Origin of the sequence: Candidatus Pantoea deserta (genome assembly GCF_003813865.1) — a bacterium.
GTDB lineage: Bacteria > Pseudomonadota > Gammaproteobacteria > Enterobacterales > Enterobacteriaceae > Pantoea > Pantoea deserta.
The window spans coordinates 1-1,170 of sequence record NZ_RMVG01000061.1 but is presented as its reverse complement, the minus strand read 5'-3'; the positions used below and the strand labels follow the sequence as shown (position 1 = coordinate 1,170).

Annotated in this window: 2 protein-coding genes; both read left to right on the top strand. The window is 56.5% G+C overall.

The annotated features are described in order from the left end of the window. The coding region (locus BBB56_RS23575) for a hypothetical protein (protein ID WP_158673967.1) at nt 1-465 on the top strand (465 nt) is incomplete at its 5' end. 86 nt (nt 466-551) lie between these two features. Beyond that, on the top strand, nt 552-875 hold the full coding sequence (locus BBB56_RS23390; protein WP_123803269.1) for a hypothetical protein: 324 nt from the start codon (nt 552-554) through the stop codon (nt 873-875). Nucleotides 876-1,170: the final 295 nt, after the last annotated feature.

Genomic DNA, 1,170 nt, shown 5'->3' with positions numbered 1-1,170 from the left:
TCCAAAACATGGGTTAAAGGCCAGGGCAAACCGGCTGACAACCTGGTATTCGTGCGCGTCGATACGGGCAAAATATTCAGCCAGGCGATCACGCTTAAAGACGGGAGCGTTGTGGCGTTGTTCAACTTTGAGACGCTGGAAGAACTGCAATTGCAGTACGGTGACATGGCGCTGATGACCGAATCCGAGGCCGATGCCCTGTTCTGTACGCGTCTTTTCAGGCCGTGGGAGGAAATTACCGAGGGGCGCTGGAACGATCAGCTGACCGTGCTGCCGCCGCTGGGCTGGAAATCAACTCCCGCAGGCGAGACGTTTAAATGCAGTGAGATGTATTCGGGCAAGGTGACGCACATTTTTGCAAAAATTCGTGGCCGCTATTTTGAGTGCCGGGACTACGCCTCAAAGCGACACGCGGAGCTGGTGCTGAGCGCCGTACTGGCAATGGCAGGGAAAAACGCGCATTAAAAAAGCAGGCCGAGGCCTGCTCTCTTAACGGCCGGACGTGCAGCAACACGTTTCGGCCAGCATCAAAACACGAAGGAGTTAACTTTATGTCTGATACCCGCATCCTCGCACACGCGAACCTGGCTGTAAACCTCTCTGCGCTGGCAACATCTGCGCCGGACTCTGACACTCTGACGGCGGCGCAGTTTATGGATTTGTACGCATACATCTGTGAGGCCGGAACGTTTGCCGGATTCAGCGCCGTACCCTGGGAAGAGCTGGGCATGTGTAATGTCATCCATGAGCCGACCGACGAGCCGGAAGGGCTGCGGATTTATCTGCGCGACAACTGGCCGGTAGCCGTGCTGGGGTTCGACGTAGGCTACAGAGTAATTCCAGGCATGATCACTAACCGCTGGCAGCAGAGCTGAGAGCTGCGGGGCGATTAGCTGCTTTGACTGCTTTTTGTTCGCTGGCGTGGTGTGTGACAGGCCAGCGGGATATACTGACAGCAGGGCGCAGAAAGGCTGCGGCCCTGCCCGAAAGGGAGAACTGACGGATGTCGGCAACCGATATGAACGAGCTGAACAGTAACCGAATCAATGCGGAGATCGCCAAACTGATGGCGGAAACGCATAAGCTGAACGCAGAGGCGGGCAAGCTGAACCGTGAGACGTTCTGGTATCCTGTGGCGGTTTCAACCGGCATGATTGGAGCCGTGGCGAC